At 63.3% G+C, this 20,372-nt stretch carries 15 protein-coding genes; 4 read left to right on the top strand and 11 right to left on the bottom strand.

The features are described 5' to 3' along the window. Window positions 1–270 precede the first annotated feature (270 nt). The 11 genes from HZB53_11685 to HZB53_11635 all read right to left on the bottom strand — a co-directional run bounded on the left by HZB53_11685 (window position 271) and on the right by HZB53_11635 (window position 9,225). A complete protein-coding gene (locus HZB53_11685; GenBank protein MBI5878302.1) occupies window positions 271–825 on the bottom strand; it encodes a nitroreductase family protein in 555 nt (184 codons plus the stop codon). 58 nt (window positions 826–883) lie between these two features. Beyond that, a complete protein-coding gene (locus tag HZB53_11680) occupies window positions 884–1,399 on the bottom strand; it encodes a nitroreductase family deazaflavin-dependent oxidoreductase (GenBank protein ID MBI5878301.1) in 516 nt (171 codons plus the stop codon). A 240-nt stretch (window positions 1,400–1,639) separates the two neighbouring features. Next, the gene (locus tag HZB53_11675) at window positions 1,640–3,100 is read right to left on the bottom strand and encodes an FAD-dependent oxidoreductase (GenBank protein MBI5878300.1); all 1,461 of its coding nucleotides are present in this window, start codon (window positions 3,098–3,100) and stop codon (window positions 1,640–1,642) included. Between the two features lie 232 nt (window positions 3,101–3,332). After that, window positions 3,333–4,265 (bottom strand): hypothetical protein, encoded by a 933-nt coding sequence (locus HZB53_11670; protein ID MBI5878299.1) that lies wholly within the window; start codon window positions 4,263–4,265, stop codon window positions 3,333–3,335. A 55-nt stretch (window positions 4,266–4,320) separates the two neighbouring features. Then, entirely contained in the window at window positions 4,321–5,175 is an 855-nt protein-coding gene (locus tag HZB53_11665) for a CPBP family intramembrane metalloprotease (protein ID MBI5878298.1), read from the bottom strand. A 205-nt stretch (window positions 5,176–5,380) separates the two neighbouring features. Further along, on the bottom strand, window positions 5,381–6,211 hold the full coding sequence (locus HZB53_11660) for a c-type cytochrome (GenBank protein ID MBI5878297.1): 831 nt from the start codon (window positions 6,209–6,211) through the stop codon (window positions 5,381–5,383). Window positions 6,212–6,291: 80 nt separating this feature from the next. After that, window positions 6,292–6,810, bottom strand: coding sequence for a flavodoxin domain-containing protein (locus HZB53_11655; protein ID MBI5878296.1), 519 nt, complete (start codon window positions 6,808–6,810; stop codon window positions 6,292–6,294). 43 nt (window positions 6,811–6,853) lie between these two features. After that, window positions 6,854–7,690: a CPBP family intramembrane metalloprotease gene (locus HZB53_11650; protein ID MBI5878295.1), complete on the bottom strand. Its 837-nt coding sequence runs from the start codon at window positions 7,688–7,690 to the stop codon at window positions 6,854–6,856. A 775-nt stretch (window positions 7,691–8,465) separates the two neighbouring features. Continuing rightward, window positions 8,466–8,609, bottom strand: coding sequence for a hypothetical protein (locus HZB53_11645; GenBank protein ID MBI5878294.1), 144 nt, complete (start codon window positions 8,607–8,609; stop codon window positions 8,466–8,468). Between the two features lie 6 nt (window positions 8,610–8,615). Then, window positions 8,616–8,867: a carboxymuconolactone decarboxylase family protein gene (locus HZB53_11640; protein MBI5878293.1), complete on the bottom strand. Its 252-nt coding sequence runs from the start codon at window positions 8,865–8,867 to the stop codon at window positions 8,616–8,618. 190 nt (window positions 8,868–9,057) lie between these two features. After that, window positions 9,058–9,225 (bottom strand): hypothetical protein, encoded by a 168-nt coding sequence (locus HZB53_11635; GenBank protein MBI5878292.1) that lies wholly within the window; start codon window positions 9,223–9,225, stop codon window positions 9,058–9,060. A gap of 135 nt (window positions 9,226–9,360) precedes the next feature. Here HZB53_11635 and HZB53_11630 point away from each other — a divergent pair, with 135 nt between their 5' ends. From HZB53_11630 to HZB53_11615, 4 genes are all read left to right on the top strand, one after another. After that, complete coding sequence (locus HZB53_11630) at window positions 9,361–12,489, top strand: hypothetical protein (GenBank protein MBI5878291.1); 3,129 nt, start codon at window positions 9,361–9,363, stop codon at window positions 12,487–12,489. Window positions 12,490–12,869: 380 nt separating this feature from the next. After that, on the top strand, window positions 12,870–15,077 hold the full coding sequence (locus HZB53_11625; GenBank protein ID MBI5878290.1) for a CHAT domain-containing protein: 2,208 nt from the start codon (window positions 12,870–12,872) through the stop codon (window positions 15,075–15,077). After that, window positions 15,074–18,934: a hypothetical protein gene (locus tag HZB53_11620; protein ID MBI5878289.1), complete on the top strand. Its 3,861-nt coding sequence runs from the start codon at window positions 15,074–15,076 to the stop codon at window positions 18,932–18,934. Before HZB53_11625 ends, HZB53_11620 begins: the two co-directional genes overlap by 4 nt. A 20-nt stretch (window positions 18,935–18,954) precedes the next feature. Next, window positions 18,955–20,349: a hypothetical protein gene (locus tag HZB53_11615; GenBank protein ID MBI5878288.1), complete on the top strand. Its 1,395-nt coding sequence runs from the start codon at window positions 18,955–18,957 to the stop codon at window positions 20,347–20,349. Window positions 20,350–20,372: the final 23 nt, after the last annotated feature.

Raw genomic sequence — 20,372 nt, 5'->3', positions numbered from 1 at the left:
ATTCTTAGGGGAGGTGCGCGGCGGCTGCGCCGCCGCGCACCTCCCCGTTAGCTTTTCCCCTTCTCCCCCGCGCGCGCGGGGGAGAAGGGGCAGGGGATGAGGGGGCATATTGGCAGCCGACTCCAAAATGAGAATTGCTGCACTTGAAGTCACGGATGCAAGATGTTGGCGACCTATTTTGACAAGCCGCCTTAGTCGTTTCGTGCGGTGGAGATCGCGTGCGCCGCGCCCAACGCACGGCTCAACGATGCAGCCACCCGCTGCGCCAGGTTATTGATCGGCGTGGTTGGCTGGTTGCCCGCCCCATGTTTCCTCGTGTACGAGTTCGCTGATCGGTTTGCGCCCCAGTGACGCGAGCACATCTTTCAAGGGTTTGCCCTCAACGGTTGGAGCCACATCATGCGCCGGGTACCCAAACGCGATCGCCTGCTGGACTTTGTAATGGTCTGGGATGCCAAGCCGGCGCTTCACCGCCGCCTCCTGGGTGAGCGATACAATACAGGAGCCAACGCCGTCCGCCCAGGCGGCGAGCAGCATGTTCTGGATCGTGCGGCCCGCATCGAATTCCGCGCGGGCGGCCAGCGGAGTCACCACGACGATGGCAAACACGGCGTCGCGGAGATGACTCGCGTAGCTCCCATAAGTGGAGAGTTCGGCCAGCGTATCGCGGCGCTTGATGAGGATATAGCGCCATGGCTGCGTGTTTTTCCCGCTGCCCGCCCAGCGCCCGGCGTCGATGATGCGGGTGATGACCGCATCGTCAACCGGCGCATCGCGATACTGGCGAACCGAACGCAGCGTCTTGATGGCGGTATAGGTATCCATGGTGGGCTTGCTCTCCTCCAGCGGCGCGGCAGTGGCCGGGCTTGAATTCACACGACGGCTATGCCGTCTGGCTGGACGCCAGGCGGAAGACCGGGAACGCCGGTGCGATCTTTTCGAATTCCGCGAGCGGCGCGTCCTTGTTTACGGGTATGTGCGGTCGCGCTCCCGGCGCCACTTGAAGATAGGCTTTCAAGATCGGCGCGCGCTGCTCAACGGGAACCTCGGCGAGTTGAACCTCTTCGCGTTCGCCGTGCCGGAGTACGGCTTTCCCGCCGGAGGACCGCAGGTTACGGACCCACTGGGCATTATCCCCGAGCATCGACACCAGGTAACGCTGTCCATCGACGGTCGCCATGACCAACGGAAACGAGACGGTCCGGCCCGACTTCCGTCCAATCACTTCTAGCGTCACATCATTGGCAGCGGCGACGCCCGTCGAGACGACGGCCGCCCACGCCCGATTCAGTACTCTCGCAATCCAGTTGGGCCGCTGCCCGCGGTACAACCATCGACGAGTGATAGTCTCATAATCTTTTGCGGCCCCTTCATGTTTCGTGACAGGCAACTTTTGCATGACGTTCTCCTTACAGCGGACCCCGCTTGAGGCGCTGGCGCAGATTCGCAATTCTGTTTTGGCTCGTTCCTGTGTACATGCGGTTACTTGCGTGTGCGGGCCGGTATTGCCCATCCCCCGACCACCCTCTGTGCACGCGTCTACGCCGCTTTGCTGGGAGGGGGCAATACACTGAATCGGATTTCGGTCTAAAATCCCAGCCGTCCGCTGCACGCTGTGTTTGGCGGCATATATCAATAACTACAACCTCGCCGCCCTCATCAGTGTTTCTGCAGCAAGCACACCCGACATGGCCGCCGAACTAACGCCAAAGCCGGGATATGTGGTCTGCCCGGCCTGAACCAATCCGCGGATTGAAGAGTCGTGCGGGAACTGTGCGCTGAGGGCGGCGTTCGGTGACAATCCGTAGATCGCCCCCTTGTACAGGTGCAGCGTATCCTGAAAATCCTTTGGGCTAAGCACGCGTCTTACGACAACGTTGATATCGTGCATGCGAGAAAGCGCCTGCATCGCCAATTCAGCCACGCGCTCTTTCCGCTGGTCATCCCAATCTTCCGCAGGCATGTTCTGTTTTATGGGAGGAAACATTTCGATGATGCTCCCGCCGCTCGGCGCCAGCTCTGGCATCGTAACCGTGGGCACCGAGTAGATGGGCCATGGCACATCCATCTCGTTTGGCAGGAACACTTTGTATTGTTCATCCAGCATGGGCAGTATGGCGTTGGAGTGGCTGCGCACGTCTACCGGGTTGGCCAGCCCAAACTGGATGACCAGCGCCTTGTGCGACAACGGAGCCGTCTGTACCTTGCGTCTCATACGATCCGGTACATCCGCGTGATTCAGAAGCGAGCCGAAGGTCAGCATACCGCTGACGGTCGAAACGACGGCATCAGCCTCGACCAAACCCTGTCCCTCAACTTCCACCCCATGAACGCGGCCGTTCTTTACGAGGATATTGCTGACCTTTGAATTCAGGAATATTTCACCGCCATTGTTCTTTAGCGCATGGCTCAGTGCCTCGGGAATTCTACCCATGCCGCCCTCGGGCAGATAGAACCCCTCGGTGAGCATGGCCACCAACCCCAGGATCGCCTGGACCGGGGCTTTTTGTGGCGGCGTCCCGGCATAGAGCAATGCACCGGACATGGCGGCACGGACGGCTTCATCGCTGAAGAGGCGACTGATCTCCGACGCAACGGTCCCGCGCAACTTGGGCAGCTGACGCCAGCCCCTGGCCATGAGCCGCGACAATGAGAGCGGGTGAAGCATGATATCATCCGCAAAGAGATGGAACACCGGCTCCCATTTCTTGAGCATCCAGTCAAGCTCTTTTTGTAGTTGGGCCGTCCTCGCTCCTCCGGACCTTCCACTGACCGTCACGTCACGTCCGTCGCCGATCGTCACCACGGTGCCATCCGGCAAAGTCGTCTGCTGGTTGGCGGTTATCTTTCTCAACGGCAGGAGCGCCGGGCGGTCAAGACCGAGCTGCTCAAACACATGATCCAATACCCCGGAAAATGCCAAATACATCGCGCCGTCATGAAAGGTGTACCCGCCGACGTTGGTGTTGGCACAGCTCCCGCCCAGTTTGCCATTGGCTTCAAAAAGCTTCACCTTCAAGCCGTTGCGAGAGAGCAAGCCGCCTGCCGTCAGTCCTGCTACGCCTGCGCCGATGATGGCCACCGTATTAACCTTGCTCACGAAAACTCCTCTCTAGAGCGGTTTCCAGAAACAACCGATACGCAAATTGCCATTGCGAGGAGGCGAAGCCGACGAAGCAATCTCGACAAGCCGAACGCTGCGATTGCTTCGCCCCCTGCGGGGACTCGCAATGACGCTCATAGGCGCCGTATCAGATCATTCCGAAAAACGCTCTGATGTTTTTGCCTGGCGTCCATCCTGTGATTGTGCCATAAGCCACTCCCTTCGCGAATTACTTGGATAGTCTCCGCGTTAAGCGTTGGAGCGCGGATGAGGTTCTGGTCGGTGCGGCCATTGGCGGCCGGGCATCCACGCTGAACAGGCTGTCCATGCGCAGAAACAGGCGCAAGTCGCCGCGCAGTTTCATGGCGCCGCTGATCAAGGCGAGCGGCACATTCAACCGGGCGGTCAGCATCCGGCAGAAAACGGCCGTGTCGCGCAGATGGATCACCAGCCCAGGGTGATCGACGGTGCCCTCGCCCGACGTAGGCGCATCCGGCGATAGTTCCACGTACCATTCGCCCCCGCCGGGACCATCGACGCGGAACGCAAGCGTTGTGCGCAGCGAACCGCCGATATCTTGGCGGTACAACAGACTGAAGGCGCGCATCGTCCGCTCGATCACCCGATGGCGGAGCTCGGGTGAGAATTGCATCCACAGTGGCGGCAAGCCCGTTGGCTCAGCCACCTGCGCGGAGTGAAACAAACCCATATGGATGTGGATGATACCGAGCACTTCAACGATCCAGACCGGGCGGTTGTAGATTGGCATGTGCACGGTCAGTTCAGCCTGGTCGGGTTGCAGATTGCGGGCGATGCTGGTGGTCTCATCAAGGATGTCCAAAAGCCTTGCACACAGCGCTTCCAGCGAAATGCCCAGATGGTCGTCAATTCCCTTGCGGTTGAAGGTATTGAATTCGTAGCGGTTGTCCAAGCCAGGGAATTTGTAAACGGCTCCGCGTAAGGCATGCTTGATACTCGCAAGTCCGTCCCCATTCAGAGCGCACAGGTGGGCAATCGTTTCGTGCAAGGGCCACTCGGTCGCACTGCCCTTGACCGGTTTGTCCCAACGGGTCGCATCCAGGCCGGCGAAAAAGCCGGCGTAAATGCGATGCACTTCGGACAGGTCAGCCGCCAGCGTCCGAGGGTCGAATGTTGTGTTCATAAGTCCCTCCTACGTTATCAAGAACGTGACTTGCGGTATAACTGGGCGCCGCTCTTCAGCCTGTCGCCCGCGGTTGCTCTTCGCTTGCCATGCGGCCGCCTGATCGGGCAAACCGGTATTGCGCCAATGTCTGCGAGCCCCACAGCAGCGTCACTATCACGACATAGGATATGGCAATGATTGCTGCGATGCGCGGGTCATAAACGGGCGTGGCTTTCTGCAAATTGCCTGTTTGTGGCCAAAGAACCCAAAACAGGCCAAAGGTCGAATGGAACAAAGCCATGGAAAACAAGCTCTTTCCCGCGTTGTTATAGACCCAGACGAACAAAACCCGGCCCGCTATGGTGTAGACGGCATGCCAGAACATCCACTCGAATGAGTAAAATCCGCTGATGATGAAACTTGGAATATGATAGCCTGCCCATACCAATCCAAGGAGCAGGCCAGACATAAGCGCACTATGGCGCTGTTGCATCGGGTCAAGCGCATAACCCGTCAGGCCCAGTTCTTCGCCAAAGGTCAGAAGAAATACGGTGCTGTAACCGAGCAATATGAGTAACGAGAACTGTGGCGATGGCAGGGAGATTCCAGACATTCGCTGTATCACGTAATCAAGAAAGCCAATGCTGGGATATGTGAGCAGGATGGGGAGAAGCCAGATCTTGGATTTGATGTTGCGGAAGTCGTACGTTCTTTTCAAGAGCGCAATGACGCCCGTTTCCCCGTTTTCGCGATAAATGAGAATCAGCGCTGCGACCGCCGGCATCGCAAGCGGGAGCTGATACAAATTGAACCCTGGAAAGATCTGCACCTCAAAGATCGAACCGAATATCCAAAGCGGAATGGATAGAGCAAACAGCAACAGAATAAAGTTCCGTAGAGATCGGTTCTTCAACATGGTTGTGTTCATGATGGTTGCTCCTTTGGGACAACGGCGCATTATGCAGATTGAACGGCCTTGACCACCATTGCCATAATTTCGTGGATATGTTTTGTCAGTGGCTTACGCTATTGATAGCGTAGCGCGTATCCAGACCGACGAAGGGATGGGGCTCGCCGCGCAGGGTAGGCTTGACGCCTTCAGGCGCCGTTCGAGCGCTCGACCGGCGGCCCGGCTATTTCTGCAATGTCAACGGCGGCACACCCCGCAAGTACAACCAGAGCGCGGACAGCTCCATGTCAGTCATCTCGCTGAAGGTCTTCGACGACATCGTGGGTCCGAGTCGTTTCCCGTTCGGTGCAACGCCGGTGCGGAATGCGCGGATGAAATCGTCCTGTTTCCAACCGTCCAGTTTGCGGGCGGCGTACGAGCCATGGCATGCGACGCAAATTGCGGCGAGATACCGGCCATATTCTTTCGTGGCGCCCGGCGCCGGGTCCGCCGGACGCGGCGCGCGATGATCGATCGTTTCTGCCGTTACGGTAGACAGTCCAACCACCGGCGCGATGGCAGCTATCGGTCCAACACGCGTCGCCGGATGGTCCGAATCGACCGGCGAGAGTTGTTTCATGTAGGCAATCAGGTCACCCAGATCCTGTTCGCTCATGGTGGAGTAGTCATACATCAAGACTTCGGCCCGGGCGTTTGGCTTGACGCCATGGCGAATGGCGCGCACCCAGTCGGTGTTGGTGTATGACCCGGCAACACCCCCTTTGCCGGAAGTCAGGTTGGAGGCCACAATCGTGCCCTCGATCGGATCGTCAACGAGCACCATGCCGTTCATATTTGCGCCGTGGCACGTGGTACACGCCCAGATCGTGGCCACGTGCCTGCCGCGGGCGACGGCATCGGGGTCGCCGGGAATCTTGGCCGCCTCGACCGGGATGTCCGGATAAAGCCGGGTGAGTTTTTCCATGCCGATCGGATATAACGCCAGGCCCGCCAGCAAAGCCAAACCGAACAGTACGCCGAGCACAATCGCAGCCCATTTCATCATGTTTTTCATATCGACCCCCCTTGTTTGAGACGCGAGCGGCGAATCCCCGTCAGCCGTCCACCGCCAATTGTGTGGCGGGTGGCGCAATATCAGGCTGGACGCAACACCGCATCAGGCTGTAACTGCGCAGGCAATGCGTTTGCCCAGGCGCGGATCGCCTCCCAGTTTCGATGGTCGCTGGCAGGCACAAATCTTTCGAAAAAGCCCAATCCCGGTTTCGATGGGTCGTACTTCCCGGCAAACATTTCCAGCGCCGCCGGTTTCAACCAGGAATGTTTCGCCAGTTCGCTATCCAGTTGGCGGCGCGAGTTTTGCATCGCCGCCTTGCTGGTACTCAACGGACCGAGCGCGAAAATCGCCACGGGTAGTTGCCGGAGAATTCCCTGATGTTGAACCAGGAATTGGTGCGCGTCGGGGTGCCATCGGGCATTGTAGATCGCGGCCCCCAGCACGACCGCATCATAGCTATCGAGCCGCTGGACCTCCAGCATGGGCTGAATATCGACCCTCAGCCCGGCGTCGCGCAACGAGGCGGCGATCGCCTCGGCAACTTCCTGCGTCGAGCCGTAGCGTGTTGCGTACGCTAACAGAATGGATTTGGCGTTCATGATCTTGCATCTCCTTTGTCTGTTCTTCTCACACGGTTGCCATTCAACTCTGGGCAACCACACTGGCATTGTTCCGCGACCATCCTGGAATCGGCTCACGCATCGGCGTTGCCGGGCGCAGCCGCGACATCAGCAGTGTCGCCGCCAGAAACAGCGCCCCATACGCCGCAAAGTAAAATACATCCATTGAGACGAAGACACCCGTCAAGTTGTATGCCCAGTGAATGACGATCATTAGCGGGAGATTACCCCGCGTGGCATTGTAGGCAGATGTCATGAACATGACCAGCATGATATTGCTCGTCAAGAACAGCAGGAATGACAGCGTACTCTGGTTTAACGTGGAAACGTAGAACGCCGGTAGATGCCAGATGCTCCAAATCGTGCCAAGCACCGCGCTTGCCCAAAACGGCGGGAAGCGGCGCTGCAGCAGCGGTAATGCAAATCCGCGCCACCCAGCCTCTTCTCCCAGCGGGCCGGGATCGAAAAGCGGCCAGTAGAGCGCAAACGGGATGAACGAAGTCCATGAAAACGGGAGAATGGGCACAGCCAGCCCCCATGATGTTTCGACGAAGCGCAGGACCAATCCGAACCCAACCATTCCTCCAAAGACATAAGCATACCAGCGACGCCGGATCGCGAAATCCAAATAGCTTGCCAAAAAGGCAAGCAAGCCCGGTTTCCCCCGCACGCGCAGAATAACCAGAAAAGCCGAGAATGTCGGCGCGCTGGCGGCGATTCTAAACAACGGGTGATAGGCATCCACCTGCTTTCTGGTCAGCGCGACAATCTGATCGGGGAACAGAAAAAAGAGCCCCGCGATCCCCCAGGTTGCGAGAAAGGTGATGAGAAAGAAACTGGCTAACGGATGCCTGTCCATGCCGGACACTCCATCTCCATGTGTTGTGATTTGCCGCGTGCCCGCAGCGAACTGCCGACGCCTGGACTTAGACGAAGCAATCTCGACAAGCCGAAAGCCGGGATTGCTTTCCCCCTGTGGGGGCTGCTCAGAAACTTCGCTGCGACCAACGGCAAGGAGCCCAGGTTGTCGCCCCAGCGAAAGCCGGGGCCCAGAGTCAACACCCCTGGATGCCGGCTCCCATGAAAATGGAGCGCATCCTGTGGTAGGGCCAGGTCTTTGACCTGGCCGACTGGACGGGTCAAAGACCCGTCCCTACATTGGCATGACTATTCTCATGCGCGGGGTGTGCGCCCCCGGCGCATCACCAACTTTCGCCGGCATGACGGCTTGGCCGCCAGCCGCGCCCAAGTTTTTGGGGCCACAACATGGCGGCCCCACCATGATGTTCTCGCAATGACGCTCATAGGTACCGTATCAGTCCATTCCGAAAAATGCTCCAGGCCCATTTTTCGTAATTCTGCTATCTGGCGAATGGACAAAGTCCAGCTCAGTGGGCATCGAAATATCACCATTCGAAGCTGCCCGGCCCGGTATCGGCGCGCAGGCCGTCTTCCCATGCGGCGATTTCCGGCTTCAGGCCCTCATGCTGAAAGAGCGTTTCACCGTAGCCGGGGATGATCCGTTTGACCATGAGTATTGCCTCGTGGCAGGGCGCGCCTGCCGCGACCTGTCGCTTCGTGACGTTCGCTTGGGGCAACCCGACTAATGCGCACGGCATTCAAATGGCGGAACCTCAACCGTACCAGGGCTTTTCGTCCGGATCAACGCGCAAGCCGTCCATCAGCTTGTTGAAACCGCTGAACAGGTCCACCACGGCCATTAGTTCAAGCACCGCTTCATCATCAAGTCCCAGCTTCTGCACCGCAGAAGTATGCACGCCGAGTCAGTATTCGCAGCCCATCACCGCCGACACGGCCACGGCGATTATCTCTTTCGTCAGGTGGTCGAGTATGCCCGGCTCAACCATGACCGCTTTGACCTTGTTCCAATTGGCTTCCAGGTATCCGGGTTTTGCGGCCATGACCTTGTAGAGATTGGGGACAAAATCAATGCCAAGCTTGGACTTGATTTCATCGTAGATCGCTTTGACGTTACCCGTAGCCTCGGCTTCGGGAATCATCTTGATGGATGCCATCGCCGTTTTTCCTTTCTTCGTCCCGGATGGCGAAGCGTCGCCGCGCGGAAAGCCAGACCCTGTGCCCGTTACCAGATCTCGGGGACGGCAAGCTGGATGAACTGTGCGATCCTGCCACGCGCAGCGACTGCATGGCCGGCACGGTTGCGATCCCTTCGATAATCGGAAAATGCCGGCGGACCTATCCTCCCTATTCTTGCCCGTCGCGTTCGGCCAATTCCATCAAATAGGCAAATAGCTGCTCCAAACTCGCAAACCCGATTCGTTCGCCCGTGCGCGGGTCTTCCAGCGATGCGCGCCAACCCTGCCCAAGGGTTTCTGCGCGCCACAGGCGCAACAAGTACGATCGATAGGTCATGCCGGCGGAGTCACCGGCTGTCGCGTTAGGCATTTGACCCCATTATTCCATGCCGTCGTCAGCCCGGCATCAATCCATCGTCAGGGATTGGCCTGTTTTTCCTGACGATGCTATGATGTGCGCCAAGGAGAACGGATGACACACCTGACGTTGGGCGTGTTTGGCGCTTTACAGGTCACGTTGGCCGATCGGTTGCCTGCCCGGTTTGAGTCGGACAAGGCACGCGCGCTCCTCGTCTATCTTGCCGTCGAGACTGACCGCCCGCACCGGCGCGATGCGCTTGTCGGGATCCTCTGGCCCGATGAACCGGAGCAGGCCGCACGCCACAATTTGCGTCAAGCCCTCTTTAGTCTCCGTCAAACAATTGGCGACGCGTCCGCGCATCCGCCTTACCTGCACATCAGCCGCGATGCGATCCAATTCAATGCCGCAAGCGATCATCGGCTCGACGTGGCGGCGTTCAGCGCGCACCTGGCCGCGTGCGCCAGCCACGCGCATGCGCGCCTGGATACGTGCGCCGTCTGCGCGGCGCGCTTGCAGCAGGCGGTTGATCTCTATCGCGGCGCATTCTTGCAGGAGTTCTTCCTGGCGGACAGCGCGGAGTTTGAAGCGTGGGCGTTGACCCGGCGCGAAGCGCTGCGCCAGCAGGCGCTCGACGCGCTCGGCAGCCTGGCGGACTATCATGAACAGCGCGGCGATTGGGGTGCGGCGCGCCGCTCTGCAGTGCGGCAACTCGAGCTCGATCCCTGGCGCGAGTCAGCCCACCGCCAGATGATGCGTGTGCTCGCGCGCGAAGGCCAGCGCGCTGCGGCCATCGCGCAGTACGAAACGTGCCGGCGTGTGCTGGCGGAGGAATTGGGCGTCGAACCGTCGAGTGAGACGCGCGAATTATGCGAACGGATTAGGGCCGCTGACGCGAAGGTGACGGATGCTCCACCCACGACCTCGAACGTCATCTCTCGTCCCTCCTCGTTACCCGTATCGCTGACCCCCTTCATCGGACGCCAGCGCGAGTTGACCGAGCTCGGACGGCTGATCGCCGATCCCGCCTGCCGCTGCATTACGCTCGCCGGGCCTGGCGGGATGGGCAAGACGCGCCTCGCGTTGCAAGCCGCCGCGCATCATCGCAACGCATTCGCTCAGGGCGTCGCGTTTGTGCCGCTCGTCAACACGGATTCAGTTGATGCGATTGTTCCCGCGATCGCCGAAGCGCTGGGCTTTTCATTTTGCTGTCCCACCAGTCCGCGCGTCCAACTGCTGGATTATTTGCGCGAGCGGGAGATGCTGTTGGTACTGGACAACGTCGAACAGTTGTTGGCCGCTGTGCCCGCACAAGGCAGCGCGGCCGAGCTGTTTGTCGAAATGCTGCAGCATGCAACACATATCAAGTTGCTGTTGACTTCGCGCCAGCCACTCAGCGTGCAAGGTGAATGGGTGTTTGACATTGCGGGTCTGGAACTTCCCGAGGACGACGGCGTCGCGGCCATCGAATCATCGGCGGCGGCCGCGTTATTTCTGCAGCGCGCGCAACGCGCGCGGGTCGGCTTTGCCCTGCGCCCGGAGGATCACCCCGCCGTGGCGCGGTTATGCCGCCTGGTTGGCGGGACGCCGCTCGCCCTCGAACTCGCGGCGACCTGGGTGCGCACGCTGGCGGTACCCGAGATCGCCCAGGAAATCGAGCGCGATCTGGACTTTTTGAGCGTCTCGATCCGCGATCTGCCTGAACGGCATCGCAGTATGCGCGTGGTGTTCGATCATTCCTGGGAGATGCTCACGATGGAGGAGCGGCGCGTACTGCGCGACCTGTCGGCTTTTCACGGTCGCTTTCAACGCCACGCGGCGGAGCAGGTGGCCGGCGCATCGCTGGCGACGCTGTCGGGGCTGGTGGCCAAGTCATTGATACGCCGCACGGATACGGGGCACTACGATTTGCATGAGCTCGTTCGCCAGTATGCCGCGGCAAAACCTGCCGCCGGGGATCCGGCGTCGAGCGCGGCGGAGCGGCACAGCCGGTATTACGTCGACTGGCTTGAGCGGTGCGCGCCGCGCCTGAGGGATCGACACCAAAAAGCGACGTCGGCGGAATTGGCTGCCGAAATCGACAACATTCGCGCAGCCTGGAACTGGGCGATTGCGCATGGCGACAGCGCGCGCGCGTACCAGGTATCGCCCGCGCTCCTCTATTTGTTCGAATTGCGAACCTGGTTTGCAGAAGGCGAGTTGCTTTTCCACAACGCCGCGGAAGCCATTCAATCGCACGGCGCGGAGACCAACAGCAGCGCGGATGCGCTCGATGCGGTTAATGCGATGCGCGCCCATTCAGCGTACTTCGCCTTTCGCCTGGGCAAGAGCGCCGCCGCGCATGCCGCACTGCGGCCGTGCGCCGCGCACCTGCGAACGAGCGCCGATCCGGTCGCGGGGACATACGCGCTGTGGTATTTCGGTATCGTGTGCTGGGAACTGGGCCGCTTTGCAGAGGCCAATGAGAGCTTGCGGGCGAGCCTGGCCATGGCCAGGGCGTGCGGCGAGCGATGGTACGAGACGATGGTGGTCGAGTACATCGGCATTGTGGCGCACGATCAGGGCGAGTACGATCTGGCGCGTCGCCATCTTGCGGAGGCACTGGCCGGCGCGCGGGCAATAGGCGATCCGATGGTGGTTTCTCACGTGCTCGGCTATCTGAGTCAAACAACCCTCGCATTGGGCGAGACAGCCGAAGCTGAAAAGCTGTTGCGCGAGAGTCTGGTTATTGCGCAGGGGATCGGGTATCGTTCGGGGATAGGAAACGCGCTCGATCGATTAGGTCTGCTGGCTCAACTGACCGATCCGCCTGAAGCACGCTCCTTGTTCGCGTCGAGTTGTGACGTGTTCAGAGCGAATGGCGATCTCCGAAACGTATCGCGCGTTCTCAGTCACCAGGGCTACAACTCGCTTGCGCTGGGCGATAGCGCGGACGCACAAGACGCGTTCATTGGCGTCTTGCGCCTGGCGCGTGAAGGCGGCTACGCGCCGTTTGCGCTGGATGCACTTGCGGGACTTGGAGTCCTGTGGGCGCAAGATGCCAACGCCGAGGGCGCACTGAACCTTGCCAGCTACGTTCTGCTGCATCCGGCTGCCACGCACGAAGCCAAATCGCGCGCGGAACGTCTGCGCACAGGACTCGCATCGCGGTTTACGCCGCAGCAAATCCAGGCCGCGCAAGCCCGGGCGCAGCGGCAGAGTTTCGATCAGGTGCTCGGCGAGGTTCTGGATCAGGCGACATAATATTCGATTCGCTGCGTGCCGATGCGAAACAGCACACAGGGCGCGACGACGTCCGGTCGCCGGCCGCAGAATTGGGTACGAAATTCGGCCAACCATTCGTCATGCCCGCGAAGGCGGGCATCCAGCGGTGCTGCCTCTGGACTCCCGCGGTGCTCTGCGGCCTTCATCCTGTGCCCGCGCCTGCGGCGCGGAGCGGGGCGAAGCCCGCTGCACAGGACATCGCCGCAGAGCGTTTACCGCCCGCTGGCCCGAAGCCAGCGGGCAACGCGCGGGAGTGACGTCGTGTTCTGCCATAGATACCCGTTCGCCCCCAATCTGAAAACCACCCCATGCGTGCTGCGAATTGAAGCCGCTTCCGCCGTGATGCTATAATCTCCCCTATGAGCACAGCGGTCGCCGATCTTGAGCTGACGGTGCGCCGCATGGGCGACGCGCACACGGTCGAACTGCGCTTCACGCTGCCCGACAGCGACGCCGAGGTCCGCCCGGCCAGCGGCACGGCGCGGTTCGACCTGCCCGCCTTGCGCGCCCTCGCGCGCGCGCCCGACGCGTATGGACGCGCGCTGACCAAAGCGCTGTTTGACGACGGCCGCGTGCACAGCGCGTTCACGGCGATGCGCGCCGCCGCCGAGGCGCAAGGGGCCGATTTGCGGGTACATCTGGCTGTCGACGCCAGCGCGCCCGAATTGCACCTCCTCCGCTGGGAGACCCTGCGCGACCCCGACCGTGATGCGCCGCTGGCCACCAGCGAGCGCACGCTCCTGTCGCGCTATCTCGCCAGCGCGGACTGGCGGCCGGTCAAGGCGCGCGCCCTGGCCGATCTGCGCGCCCTGGTCGTCATCGCCAATCCCGCCGGCTTGCCGGCCGACTTGCCGGCGATCGACGCGCCCGCTGAACTGGCCGGCGTGCAGCGTGCGCTCGGCGACGGTCCCGACAGCCCGGCCGCTTCCAATCCGATCGCCGTGACGCCGCTAGCGGGACCGGCGACGATCGACGCGATCACGGCGGAACTACGCAACGGCTACGATATCCTCTATCTCGTCTGCCACGGCGCACTCGTGGACGGGCAATCGCTGCTTTATTTGGCGGACGCCAGCGGACACGCCGTGCCTGCCGCGGGCGACGATCTGGTCCGGCGCATCGGGGATCTGGGAACGCCGCCGCGGCTCGTCGTGCTGGCGTCGTGCCAGAGCGCGCAGATGACGCTCGACGACGAGGGTGCGCTGGCTGCACTGGGGCCGCGCCTCGCGGAGAGCGGCGTACCGGCCGTGGTTGCCATGCAGGGCAATGTCAGCATGGACAGCATGGCCGCGTTCATGCCGGTCTTTTTCAGCGAACTGCGGCGCGACGGCTTGCTTGACCGCGCGCTGGCCGCCGCGCGCGGCGCCGTGCGCGACCGCGCCGACTGGTGGATGCCCGCGCTGTTCATGCGACTCAAGAGCGGGCGGCTGTGGTACGTGCCGGGTCTGGCCGTCGGCGCCAACCAGTCGATGGATGAACGCTGGGAAGCGCTGCTCGCGCGGATCGGCGAAGGACGCTGCACACCGCTGCTCGGCCCGGGCCTGCACGAATCGCTCTTCGGCTCGACGCGCGACATCGCGCGCCGCTGGGCGGAGCAGTACCACTTTCCGCTGGAGCCGCACGCGCGCGAGGACCTGCCACAGGTCGCGCAGTATCTCGCGACCAGCAAGAGCGACGCCGAGTTTCCGGCGCGCAAGCTATCCGAGACCATCCGCGCCGAGTTGTGGTCGCGCTTCGGCGCGCGACTGCCCGCCACGCCGACGATGCCGTCGCTCGACGAACTGCTCACGGCGGTGGGCGCGCTTCGGCGGCGCGAAATCGAAACCGAGCCGCACCGGCTGCTGGCCGCGCTGCCATTCCCCGTGTACCTGACGACCAACCCCGACCACATGCTCGCCGATGCGCTTGGCGAGGTCGATCCGGCCCGCGCGCCGCAGGTCCGCAGTTGCCGCTGGCGCGACGAGCACGACCCCGAGGATCCGCTGTTCGCCAAGGCGCTGGTCTACCCGCCGAGCCGTGAGCACCCGCTCGTCTATCATCTGTTCGGGCAGATGCAGGCGCCCGACTCGCTGGTGCTGACCGAGGACGACTATTTCGACTACTTGATTGGCGTGACGCGCCACGCGGCCGACATCCCCAACCGCGTCTTGAGCGCGCTGACCAACACGGCCCTCGTGTTCGTCGGCTTCCGGCTCGACGACTGGATCTTTCGCGTGCTGTTCCGCAGCATTGCCGCGCTGGAAGGCGGCGCCGGGCGACACGCGCGCTTCCCGCACGTTGCCGTGCAGGTGGACCCCGAGGAAAGCCGCCTCCTGGAGCCGGACCGCGCGCGGCGTTACCTCGAATCGTACTTCGGACACGAGAGCATCACCATCTACTGGGGCAGCGCCGAGGATTTCACGGCCGATCTGTACGGCCGCTGGCTGCGCGCGCAACTGCCGGCGCCGGCGCCGGCGGGCGATCGCATCGTGACGGACGACCAGTGGGTCTCGATTGACGGCACGCGGCTCGCCCGGCGACGGGCCGGGCCGCCAGAAGGACGTCCACGCGAACCGGGGCCGCAATGAGCATGCCGCCCACCTCGGCGCCCGAGCGCCTCAATCCGTACGTCGGCCCGCGCGCGTTCCAAACCGGGGAGGCGCTGTACGGACGCGACGGGGAGATCGACGACCTGTTCAATCTGCTGGTCGCGCGGCGCATCGTCCTGCTCTACGCGCCGTCGGGCGCGGGCAAGAGTTCGTTGGTGCAGGCCGGGCTTATCCCACGCCTGCGCGCCGAAGGCTTTGCGGATCTGCCCATCCTTCGCGTCAACCTGGCGCCCGAAGCGGCCGACGTGGCCGTCGCATCAAACCGCTACATCGCCAGCGTCATGGCGGCATTGGATACCGGCGGCTCCGGCGCGGCGCCGTCGCTCGAAGCGCGCCTCGCCGCGCGCGAGCGTGCGCTGGCCGGCTCCCCCGTCCTGATCTTCGACCAATTCGAGGAGATATTCACCGCCGACCCGACCGACCTCGATGCGAAGCAGGCGTTCTTCGCGCAGATCGGCGCCATCCTGCAGAACGCGAACCGCTGGGCGTTGTTTGTCATGCGCGAGGAGTTCGTCGGCGCGCTCGAGCCGTTTGCACGCTACGTGCCAACGCGCTTCGCCGTGACGATGCGACTTGACCTGCTGGGCGTCGCCGCCGCGCGTGAGGCGATCCAGCGACCGGCCGGGACGGTGATCGAGGACGCCGCGGTTGATGCGCTGATCGAAGACCTGCGCATTGTGCGCGTGCAGCAACCGGATGGCAGCGTGGCGACCCGGCCGGGGCCGTACATCGAGCCGTCGCAGTTGCAGGTGGTCTGCTACCGGCTGTGGGAACGGCCGCGCGCCGACCCGAACCGCATCTCACCCGGCGACGTCGCGGCGGCCGCGGCCGGGCACGGCGTAGTCGATGCCGCGCTGGCCGGTTACTATGCCGATCAGATGGCGGCGATCGTGGCGCGCTTCGGCGCGAGCGAGCGCGCCATCCGCGACTGGTTCGATCAGCGGCTGATCACCCCGCAGGGCGTGCGAGCGCTCGTCCTGCTCGAGCCGGATGAGCCCACGGCGGACGGGCGCATGCCGAACGCGGTCATCCGTGCGCTGGTGGACGCCCACCTCGTACGCGCCGAGGAGCGGCGCGGTGTCACCTGGTTCGAGCTGGCGCACGACCGGCTAATCGAGCCGGTGCGGCAGGACAACCGTGCGTGGAAAGCGACGCGCCTGCACCCCCTGCAGCGCGGCGCCGAAGTCTGGAACCGCCAGTCGCGCCTCGACGGCTTGCTGCTGCTGGGCGCGGCCCTGGCCGACGCCGAGTCGTGGGCGGCCGCGCACCCCGGCGAACTGACGGCGCTCGATCGCGAGTACCTGCGCGAATCGCGGCAGGCGGAGGACGCGCGCACCGCCGATGTCCAGCGCGAACGCGAGCGGCAGGAACTGGAGACTACGCGGCGCATCGTCGAAACCGAGCGCGCCGCCCGCCGGCGGCAAACCGCCTTGAGCATCGCGCTGGCCGTGCTGGCCCTGCTGGCGCTGGCCGCTTTCGGCTACTCGCTTCAGCAAAGCGCCGAAGCCAGCCGCCAGCGCGACATCGCGCTGGCGGCGGAGGCCGATGCCGCAGCCCAGCGCGACGCGGCGCAACGGGCCAGCGCCGAAGCGCAGACGCAGCGTGACGCCGCACAAAAAGCGAACACCGAGGCGCAAGCACAACGCGATGCCGCACAGAAAGCCAGCGCCGAAGCGCAGGCCCAGCGCACCCTGGCGCTCGCGCGCGAACTGGCGGCCAGCGCGTCGCTGCAACTGGACAACGATCCCGAATTGAGCACCCTGCTGGCGCTGGAGTCGCTCAAGCTCAGTTACACGCCCGAAGCCGACAGCGTCGCATGGCAGGCGGCCAACCAGTCGTACCAGCGGCTGATGCTTCGCCCCGACGCGCCCGTGGACCGCGCGCTATACAGTCCCGATGGCAAGCGCATCCTGACGTTTGGGCGGCAAGTGGTCGTGCTGGGCGTTGTGGCGAACCCGATGGTGTGGGATGCCGCCAGCGGCAAGGAACTGTTCCAGCTTGCCGGCCACAAGCTTGAGATCGCGGATGCGGCGTGGTCGCCAAATGGCGAGCGCATCGCGACCGCCAGCGCCGACAACACCGCGATCATTTGGGACGCGGCCAACGGGCGTCCGCTCGTCCTGCTCGGCGGGTCACGCGTGGACATCATGCGCGTGGTCTGGAGTCGAGACGGTCGCCGGATCGCCACCGCCGACCGCGATGGCGCCGTGCGCATCTGGAACGTGACGGGCGGCGAAGCGCTCTATCAACTGGCGCACAAAGCGCCGGTGCTGGACATGGCGTGGGGTCCGGGCGATCGCCTGCTCGCCACCGCTGGCGAAGATCGCCTGCTCCATATCTGGGATACCGCCAGCGGTCGTTCGGTGCGTGTCTTGAGCGGTCACACGGATACTATCCGCACGGTGGCCTGGAATGCTGCCGGCAATTTGATTGCCACGGGCGGCGATGACGGCACGGCCCGCATCTGGAACCTGGATGCGCAGACACCCGTCGCCCTCCTACCAGACCGAAGCGGATTCATCAGCGCTCTGGCCTGGCATCCCAAGGACAATGTGCTGGCGACGTCCGACACGGAGGGCGTCGTGCGCATCTGGCGCGCGCCGGCAGGCGGTCTGCTGCGTGAGTTCGGCGCGCGCAGGGGCCCGGTGAGGGCGATTGCCTTCGCTCCGGACGGAACGCGCCTGGCCACGGTTGAAGACGACGCGACAGCGCGCGTGTGGGATTATGAATCGGGCGGCGAGATCATCGGCTTGTCCGGCCACGCCACAACCATCACCGGCGCCATGTTCAGTCCCGATGGCCAGAGTCTGCTGACCAGCAGCGCCGATCAGACCGCGCGCATCTGGCGGGTTGAGCGGCCACCCCGGTTCAGTGTGCCGCTCAACGGCGCGCCGGCTGCCGTATCGTGGAGGACTGATGGCGCCCTCGTTGCCGTCGCATACGACAATAAGGTCGTGTTTTGGAACGCGGCCACCAACGTGGCGGAATTCGAACTGTCACACGCATCTACCGTGCATGCGTCCGCTTTCAGCCCCGATGGAAAACTGCTGGCGGTTGGCTCGGGCACCTACGGCGACACCACCCAGGGCGACGTGACGATCTGGAACGTGGCCAGCCGCCAGACGACGTGGACCCGTCCGGCGCATGAACGCCCCGTGAATTCGGTGGCATGGAGTCCGGATGGCCGCCGCATCGTCAGCGGCTCCGACGACGAAACCGCGCGTATACTGGACGCGGCTACCGGCAAAGAACTCATGCTCATGAAGGCCGGCGATTCAGTTAGGGCTGTCGGGTGGAGCAGCGACGGGCGTTTCGTCGCCGGCATGTTGTCCAAGACTGTGCGCATCTGGGATGCGCAGAGTGGCCAACTCGTGCGCACATTGGCCGGCGGCAATGCCGACGTGCGCCAGATTGCTTTCAGTCCCGACAGCCGTCTGATCCTCGTGCCTGCTGAGGGGCGCACCGCGCGGGTGTACGACGTGGCGACCGGTGATGTGCGCTATGAAGTGCGCATGGACGACGACGTGCACAGCGTCGGCTGGAGTCCCAAAGGCGGCCAGATTGCGACCGGCGGCGCCGACGGCACGGTCCGCCTGTGGGACGCGGCGACCGGCGCTGCCCAGCGCAATTTACTCGGCTACCGGCTCAACGTACTCGGCATCGCTTATAGTCCCGACGGCGCGCGACTGGCAACCGCGAACAGCGATGGCACGTTGCGTTTCTTCCTGGCGAATCTCGACGATTTGACCGCGTACGCCCGGGCGCGTGTCACGCGTGCGTTGACGTGCGCCGAGCGTGTCAAGTACCTGCACGAGGACCTCACCTGCCACAAGTAGCCCGACCGGATAGACCGTCAATGTCCAACGCCGACCGATTAGTACACTATACGGGAATCGACGCGCTGACCGGCCGCTATCTGAGCGAACCGGTCGCCGCCGATGTGATCGTCGCGCGCGCGCGCGCCGAGTACACCGCGCTAACTTCTGATGAGCGTGACGCGCTCAAGAGCGCAGCCGAGCAGAAGGATGGCCGGCACCTCGGCTTCGGTGTCAACCTCGAAGACATGCGCAAAGCGCGCTGGGGCGTCATCCTCGGAAAGGGTGAAGACCCTGCGGTCCGCACAGCGGTCGAGCGGCTCGCCGCGCACCGCGAGCGGCAACTCGGCTTTGCGCCTGGCATGTTCGAAGTGACGGACACCACGACCGCTGCCGAGTTCCTCGCCGACCACGACGTTACGCCGGGCACGGGCGAGCCGAAGAAGGTACCATACTACCTGCTGATTGCCGGCGATCCGGAGCGCGTGCCGTTCCGCCTGCAGTTCGAACTGGATGGCGAGTATGCCACTGGCCGGCTGTGCTTTCCGCGCGCCGCCGACTACGATGCGTACGTCGATCACCTGATCGCCTACGAGACCGACGCCGCCGTTCCGACGCGCAAGGAAGCGGCCTTCTGGGCGCCGGCGCATACAGACGACCGCCCGACGTATCTAAGCTGCAATCTGCTGGCGAAGCCGCTGCACGACGGCCTCGATCCCGACCTCGGTTTCAAGCCGCGCGGCTTCTTTGCGGCCGACGCGCTGAAGGCGAACCTCGCCGCGCAATTTGCGCAGGCTCGCCCACCCGCACTGGTCTTCACGGCCGGCCACGGCTACGGCTACCGCCAGCCGTACGACGGGCAAGAGGCCGTGCAAGGTGCGCTCGTCACGCAGGAATGGGAACTCGACACGCCCTGCCGAACCGGCAACTCCTTTGGCGGCGCGGACGCGACGGCCGCCAACCCGCACGGCATGGCGGTCTTCTCGTTCGCGTGCTTCAGCGCGGGCACGCCGCTGCGCGACGACTACGCGCCGGCGCAGGGCCTCGCCGCGCCGGTGATCGCCGCGCGGCCGTTTGTCGCCGGCCTGCCGATGCAGTTGCTGGCGCGCGGCGCGTTGGCCTTCGTCGGACACGTGGAGCGGGCGCGCGGATACTCTTACCTTAACCTGCGGGATCGGCCGAGTCTGCTCGGCTTCGAGCGCGCGCTTGGCACCCTGCTCGGCGGCGCGCCGGTCGGCCATTCATTGCGCGATATCCATGACCGCGCCGTGCAATTATCACATCAACTGGTCGAGCGCATGCAAGCCGTCAGTGCGCACCTGCACTATGACCCCGATGAGGTCGCGCGCTGGTGGCAGGAACGGAACGATGCGCGGGCGCACATCCTGCTCGGCGACCCGGGTGCGCGCCTGCGCGTCAATGACATGACACCGTGAAATCCACGGCGGGGAGCTGACCC

The sequence above is a fragment of the Chloroflexota bacterium genome, assembly GCA_016235055.1.
Lineage (GTDB): Bacteria > Chloroflexota > Anaerolineae > JACRMK01 > JACRMK01 > JACRMK01.
This window is presented reverse-complemented; position numbering and strand designations above follow the sequence as displayed.

Excerpts from the sequence above, each read along its gene's own strand:
- HZB53_11685 (MBI5878302.1), bottom strand. The coding sequence starts at position 825 with ATGGATACCTATACCGCCATCAAGACGCTGCGTTCGGTTCGCCAGTAT.
- HZB53_11680 (MBI5878301.1), bottom strand. The coding sequence starts at position 1,399 with ATGCAAAAGTTGCCTGTCACGAAACATGAAGGGGCCGCAAAAGATTAT.
- HZB53_11670 (MBI5878299.1), bottom strand. The coding sequence starts at position 4,265 with ATGAACACAACATTCGACCCTCGGACGCTGGCGGCTGACCTGTCCGAA.
- HZB53_11665 (MBI5878298.1), bottom strand. The coding sequence starts at position 5,175 with ATGAACACAACCATGTTGAAGAACCGATCTCTACGGAACTTTATTCTG.
- HZB53_11660 (MBI5878297.1), bottom strand. The coding sequence starts at position 6,211 with ATGAAAAACATGATGAAATGGGCTGCGATTGTGCTCGGCGTACTGTTC.
- HZB53_11655 (MBI5878296.1), bottom strand. The coding sequence starts at position 6,810 with ATGAACGCCAAATCCATTCTGTTAGCGTACGCAACACGCTACGGCTCG.
- HZB53_11650 (MBI5878295.1), bottom strand. The coding sequence starts at position 7,690 with ATGGACAGGCATCCGTTAGCCAGTTTCTTTCTCATCACCTTTCTCGCA.
- HZB53_11640 (MBI5878293.1), bottom strand. The coding sequence starts at position 8,867 with ATGGCATCCATCAAGATGATTCCCGAAGCCGAGGCTACGGGTAACGTC.
- HZB53_11635 (MBI5878292.1), bottom strand. The coding sequence starts at position 9,225 with ATGACCTATCGATCGTACTTGTTGCGCCTGTGGCGCGCAGAAACCCTT.
- HZB53_11630 (MBI5878291.1), top strand. The coding sequence starts at position 9,361 with ATGACACACCTGACGTTGGGCGTGTTTGGCGCTTTACAGGTCACGTTG.
- HZB53_11625 (MBI5878290.1), top strand. The coding sequence starts at position 12,870 with ATGAGCACAGCGGTCGCCGATCTTGAGCTGACGGTGCGCCGCATGGGC.
- HZB53_11620 (MBI5878289.1), top strand. The coding sequence starts at position 15,074 with ATGAGCATGCCGCCCACCTCGGCGCCCGAGCGCCTCAATCCGTACGTC.
- HZB53_11615 (MBI5878288.1), top strand. The coding sequence starts at position 18,955 with ATGTCCAACGCCGACCGATTAGTACACTATACGGGAATCGACGCGCTG.